Source organism: Paenibacillus nuruki, assembly GCF_001721045.1.
Lineage (GTDB): Bacteria > Bacillota > Bacilli > Paenibacillales > Paenibacillaceae > Saccharibacillus > Saccharibacillus nuruki.
This window is the reverse complement of record NZ_MDER01000042.1, coordinates 43,062-49,278: the sequence shown is the minus strand read 5'-3', so window position 1 is coordinate 49,278 and position 6,217 is coordinate 43,062. Positions and strand designations below refer to the sequence as shown.

4 protein-coding genes are annotated in these 6,217 nt (G+C 38.4%); all 4 read left to right on the top strand.

The window, feature by feature from the left end; all coding sequences use genetic code 11:
• Positions 1 to 749: 749 nt before the first annotated feature.
• The 4 genes from alsS to PTI45_RS12145 all read left to right on the top strand — a co-directional run bounded on the left by alsS (position 750) and on the right by PTI45_RS12145 (position 6,181).
• Entirely contained in the window at positions 750 to 2,468 is a 1,719-nt protein-coding gene (alsS, locus tag PTI45_RS12160; protein WP_083243501.1) for an acetolactate synthase AlsS, read from the top strand.
• A 78-nt stretch (positions 2,469 to 2,546) separates the two neighbouring features.
• A complete protein-coding gene (gene budA, locus PTI45_RS12155) occupies positions 2,547 to 3,263 on the top strand; it encodes an acetolactate decarboxylase (protein ID WP_069327858.1) in 717 nt (238 codons plus the stop codon).
• Positions 3,264 to 3,605: 342 nt separating this feature from the next.
• Complete coding sequence (locus PTI45_RS12150; protein WP_069327857.1) at positions 3,606 to 4,568, top strand: S8 family peptidase; 963 nt, start codon at positions 3,606 to 3,608, stop codon at positions 4,566 to 4,568.
• Between the two features lie 356 nt (positions 4,569 to 4,924).
• The gene (locus PTI45_RS12145) at positions 4,925 to 6,181 is read left to right on the top strand and encodes an MFS transporter (protein WP_069327856.1); all 1,257 of its coding nucleotides are present in this window, start codon (positions 4,925 to 4,927) and stop codon (positions 6,179 to 6,181) included.
• The last annotated feature ends 36 nt before the right edge of the window (positions 6,182 to 6,217 follow it).

The window sequence follows — 6,217 nt, the reverse complement described above, 5'->3', positions numbered from 1 at the left end:
ATAATTCATATCATTATCGCTCTAATGAAAAAGATGCAGATTATAACCCAGAATAATAACGATAGATTTGAAATAAATATCTATCTTACTACTTAACTATTTCAAAATAATATTCAATATTTAGTACACCAAAAGCTTTATTTTAGTTCACATCTTGGTGAATGAGATGAAGCTTTTTTGTATGTTCACAAAATATACTAAAAATATTTTCAATCCAAATTATTTTTAAATTTTACTCTTTTAATCCTCTGCCTTACTTCCATAATCATATAAAAGCCCATCTATCTAGTCGGAATAACTAGATGAACAATCTGGTTTTATACCTTTACCGCTACCTCTTCATATACAAAAATTTTAATATAAAAATCATTCTTATAATTACAAATGAACCCCTATCCTTACAGTCATAGACCTACATATGATCTTCTCCGCATTTCTAATCTGGAAATTATTCACTTCTTATTCAATCATTAATTTCCATTTAATTTTATATCAACAATCTGGTATTTATACATTTTCCTTATTTCAAAACATTGATACGAAAGCGTTATTTTAAATTTCGTTATAATTATATTCTGTGATTTTCAAATCGTTCATAGATTAATTACTGGTATCGCTTCCATATAAATACTTAAAATTTTAACAGTTGATTTTACTTTATTTGGGAATAGAATAGATTATGTACTCTTTTCCATACTTACAAGAAAGTACAGAAAAGAAAATGATTATTTTCATACACAGAAAAGGAGATGGACAGATTGAGTACAGAAACCAAACTTAAAACAACGAATCCAACCGACGTAGCGAAAACAAAGGTAACCACAGGTGCTGATGTAGTTGTCGATAGCCTTATCGCTCAAGGGGTTAAATATATATTTGGGATTCCAGGAGCCAAAATTGATGCCGTTTTTGATGTTCTACAAGATCGAGGTCCTGAATTAATCGTATGTCGTCATGAACAAAATGCTGCTTTTATGGCAGCCGCTATTGGTCGTTTAACAGGGAAACCTGGTGTATGTCTAGTGACTTCAGGTCCAGGCGCATCTAATCTAGTCACAGGGCTTGCGACAGCAAATGCCGAAAGTGATCCCGTAGTTGCTCTTGCAGGTGCAGTCTCCAGAACAGATCGCCTCAAACGTACTCACCAATCGATGGATAATGCTGGCTTATTCGAACCGATAACCAAATACAGTGTAGAAGTCGAACATCCTAACAATGTAGGTGAAGCGATCACGAATGCTTTCCGTGAAGCTTCTGTTTCTCAACCGGGCGCGGCTTTTGTTAGTCTACCGATGGATGTATTGGTGAGTGAAGCCAAAAAATTCAATTTCCATACGATGCATACTCCTCAATTGGGTACAGCACCGACTCATCTGATTGATGAAGTAGCTTCAGCGATTCGTGAAGCAAAATTACCCGTTATTTTACTAGGGATGAAAGCAAGTAGCCCTGAAGTGACGCAAGCGATTCGTGATTTGATTCGTGATACCGATATTCCTGTAGTAGAAACGTTCCAAGCGGCAGGCGCGATTTCGCGTGATCTGGAAAAACACTTTTTAGGCCGAGTAGGATTGTTCTGTAATCAGCCGGGCGATCTACTACTCAAGCAATCTGATCTGGTGCTTACCGTCGGCTATGATCCAATCGAATATGATCCTCATTTATGGAATCAAGAAGGTCAACGATTAGTGTTCCACCTAGATAATCGCAAAGCCGATATTGATCATTATTATCAACCACAAAGCGAATTGATCGGTAATATTGCATTGAATATACAAGCTTTAGCTACACACTTGGAGGGGTTGCGACTTCCTGCCGAGTCTCTTGACGTGCTTGCACGCTTACATCACAAATTAGAACAAGATGGTCAAGGATTCCACTCTTCTCATCCTGATCTCGTTCATCCGATAGAATTTATGAAAACATTACGTGGGATGATCGGCGACGAAGTGACTGTAGCTTGCGACGTTGGCTCCCATTACATTTGGATGGCACGTTACTTCCGTTCTTACGAACCTCGTCGCCTATTGTTCAGTAACGGTATGCAGACGTTAGGCGTGGCACTGCCGTGGGCGATTGGTGCTTCATTGGTTCGTCCGAATGAGAAAGTGATTTCGATTTCGGGTGATGGTGGATTCTTATTTTCTTCGATGGAACTAGAAACAGCTGTCCGTTTGAATACTCCATTGGTGCATATTGTATGGCGTGATGGAGCTTACGATATGGTTGCTTTTCAACAAGTCATGAAATACGGTCGTACTTCCGGAGTCGATTTCGGTAAAGTCGATATTGTAAAATATGCTGAAAGCTTCGGTGCTCTAGGGCTACGAGTTAATCATCCAGAAGAATTAGAACGTGTACTTCGCCAAGCGATGGCACATCAAGGACCTGTTGTAGTTGATGTACCGATCGATTATCAAGACAATATCAAATTAGGCGAGAAATTATTACCTGATGCGATCAACTAATTAGACTTATGAGATAAACATCTTTTATTTAGAACAATAGATCGATTGGATTTTATTCAAAAAAGGAGCTAGACCGAAATGGGAAATCACGTGATTTATCAAGCTTCAACTATGATTGCTTTACTCAGTGGTATGTATGATGGTTCAGTCACTTTTGGTGAACTCAAAAAACACGGTGATTTTGGGATCGGTACTTTTCATCAACTGGATGGTGAAATGATCGCTTTTGACGGTAAATTTTATCATCTTTATCCAGATGGTAGTGCCAAGCAAGTCAGTATGGAAGAAAGTACACCGTTCTCTACCGTTACTTTTTTTGAAGAAGAACAGACTTTCCAGATTAACCGTACGTTAAACCGTCAACAATTGGAAAAAGTATTAGATGATCTATTAGCGAGTCCTAATATTTTTCATGCGATTCGTATTGATGGGCAGTTCCGTGAAGTCAATACACGAACCGTTCCCCATCAAGAAAAACCGTACAAACCATTTATCGAAGTGACCAAGTCACAGCCTTCTTTCCATTTTCCAAATACAGGCGGAGTGATTGCAGGTTTCTGGACACCAGCATTTGCTCAAGGTATTGGTGTGGCTGGATATCACTTACACTTTATCAATGATGAACGTAATGGTGGTGGTCACGTATTAGACTTTATCGTGGATCATTGCACGATTTCAGTATGTAGCAGTGAAGATTTTCAATTAGCTCTTCCACATGATCAAGATTATTTAAAAGCTAATCTAGAAGCTCCGAACTTGGAACGCGATATTATGACTGCTGAAGGTGCTTATTAAATCAACACACTTTTTAGTGTTTGATGATATTTTTAGGAAATACCTGTTATACCCTCCCTATACTAAGCCTACCTTTCTTTTTAATAAGAATAGGTAGGCTCTTTTTTTGTATGTTTATTCGTCATTTTTTAACAATTTTTGTATATTTATTGATAAAAGAAATGGTATTTCTAAGGCTATAGCAACTGTGTTGGATGATGTATTGTTGTTACACTGTATCTATATTCGAATATATCCTTTTGATTTATGCTTCCGTCCTACTTTATCGTTCGTTCATGCAAGTAAGCTTTCAAGCTTTATTGTTGTTGATCTGATCCGATATGATTTGAAGGAGGGCAAAACATGGAACGTAAAATGCGTATTATTCCTTATGAAGTGATTGCTCATGCAGAACAGGTCACCGAAACACCTACTGGTGTAGAAATGATTCAAGCACCTAAGGTCTGGGATATCACCAAAGGTGCAGGTGTCACTATCGCTATCCTCGATACAGGCTGTGATACTCATCATCCTGATCTGCAAGGACGGATTCGCAACGGGCGTAACTTTACAGATGATGATCAGAGTCACCCTGATATCTATGAAGATTATAATGGTCATGGTACTCATGTAGCGGGCACAATTGCAGCCATTCAAAATAATACAGGTGTTGTCGGTGTAGCTCCAGAAGTAAATTTACTGATTGGAAAAGTGTTAAATAAAGACGGCTCCGGGCAAATCGACTGGATTATCAATGGAATCCTATATGCTATTGAGCAAAAAGTAGATATTATTTCGATGTCGCTTGGTGGCCCTAAGGATGTGCCTGAATTACATGAAGCGATTCAAAAAGCAGTGAATAACAATATTCTAGTCATCTGTGCTGCCGGTAATGAAGGTGATAACGATTCAAATACAGATGAATACGGATATCCGGGTTACTACAATGAAGTCATTAGTGTAGGCGCCATTAACCTCAACCGCCAGTCTTCTGAATTTTCTAATTCTAACAATGAAGTAGATTTGGTTGCCCCTGGTGAAAATATATTATCTACTTATTTGGATGGCAAATATGCCACACTTAGCGGAACGTCTATGGCTACTCCACATGTCTCCGGTGCGATGGCATTGATCAAAGTCATCGCAAATCAAAGCTTTGAGCGAGAGTTAACAGAACCTGAGCTTTATGCGCAATTGATCAAACGTACGATTCCTCTCGGTGATTCTCCTCGTCTAGAAGGAAATGGTATGGTCTATCTAACAGCTCAAGAAGAACTTGCCAAACTGTTCAAACCGCAAACAATAGCTAGATTGCTCAATATTTAAATGCATCAGATCTATATTCTACGTATCTATGTCTACTTTCTTGTAGATGTAGATACGTTTTATTTTATTTTATTTCTAGAATGAACCTGTATGTCATTTCTGATATACTGATAAAAAGACGATATCGGTAGATCCGAATGGTACTTTTAGCTTTACAAATAGCTATACAATACATATGTATTTTCCATTCAAGCTGACTTTACCTTATTTTCTGCTCTGATCCTGTTTGGGACCGAGACAGAAAAGATGATCGCCGTGTGATTCTTTTTTGGACTCAGTACCTTTTTAGTGATGAACTAGAAGGTTTTTTTGCGTTACAACGTGTATATCATACTGAAAAAAGGAGTATTACGAACATGTCGTTGCCATCACTCACCAAAAAGATAAACAATGCTTCTCCCGGTTCTACAGCGAATCAGACCATATTCGGGGTTTTACTTGCGATCTCCCTTGTTCATCTATTTAATGATTCGATGCAGTCAGTCATTCCAGCCATTTTTCCTATTTTGAAAGAAACAATGAGTCTCAGCTATACGCAAATTGGTTGGATCGCTTTTGCAATTAACTTCACCGCTTCGATTATGCAACCTGTTGTAGGACTCTTTTCAGATAAGCGCCCTACGCCTGCATTGTTACCGATCGGAATGGGATTTACGTTTACAGGAATGCTATTACTTGCTTATGCAAGTTCTTATTCTGCTGTTTTATTAGCAGTCGTGTTTGTTGGCTTGGGTTCGGCTACTTTTCACCCTGAAGGTTCTAAAGTTTCTCACATGGCAGCAGGCAATCGAAGAGGATTAGCACAATCTATTTTCCAAGTCGGTGGAAATGCAGGACAATCACTGGCTCCACTGCTGACTTCTTTGATCTTTGTGCCTTATGGTCAATTTGGTGCTATCGGATTTACAGGAGTCGCAGCCGCAGGTATTATTGTGCAAATCTTTATTGCACGCTGGTATGGACGCACGATTCGTAGTGAAAGCTTTGCTAAAAAACATCGTAACGTTGGAAAAATACGTCCTGAACTGAAAAATCGAATAGCTTTTGCGATGATTATTTTGATTTCACTTGTATTTGTACGTTCGTGGTATTCATCGTCAATTGCGAGTTATTACAGCTTTAATCTGATTGAAGGTTTTGGACTGAGTGTAGGCGATGCGCAGATTTATATTTTTCTTTTTTTAGCAGCTGGAGCTTTAGGCACTTTTTTTGGTGGAACACTAGCTGATCGCTTTGGTAAACGAAATTTAATTTTTGTATCCATGGCAGGTTCCGCTCCTTTAGCTTTAATCCTACCTTATGCTAATTTATTTTGGAGCGGTGTATTGCTAGCTGTGATCGGTTTTGTTCTTATTTCTAGCTTTTCAGTTACTGTCGTCTATGCTCAAATGTTGATTCCAGGCAAAATCGGTACTGTATCTGGATTAATTACAGGGCTTGCTTTTGGATTAGGCGGACTTGGTGCATTGATTGTGGGTAACTGGATTGATAAAATTGGTATATCACATGTTATGCAGTTATGCAGCTTTTTACCACTACTTGGAGTCATTACATTCTTACTTCCCTCTGATCGCAAATTAAGCGAATGGACAGAAGGCGCTTCGGAAGCTTAGTACTCTATCATATGTATAGGATTTATTTCAATTGAA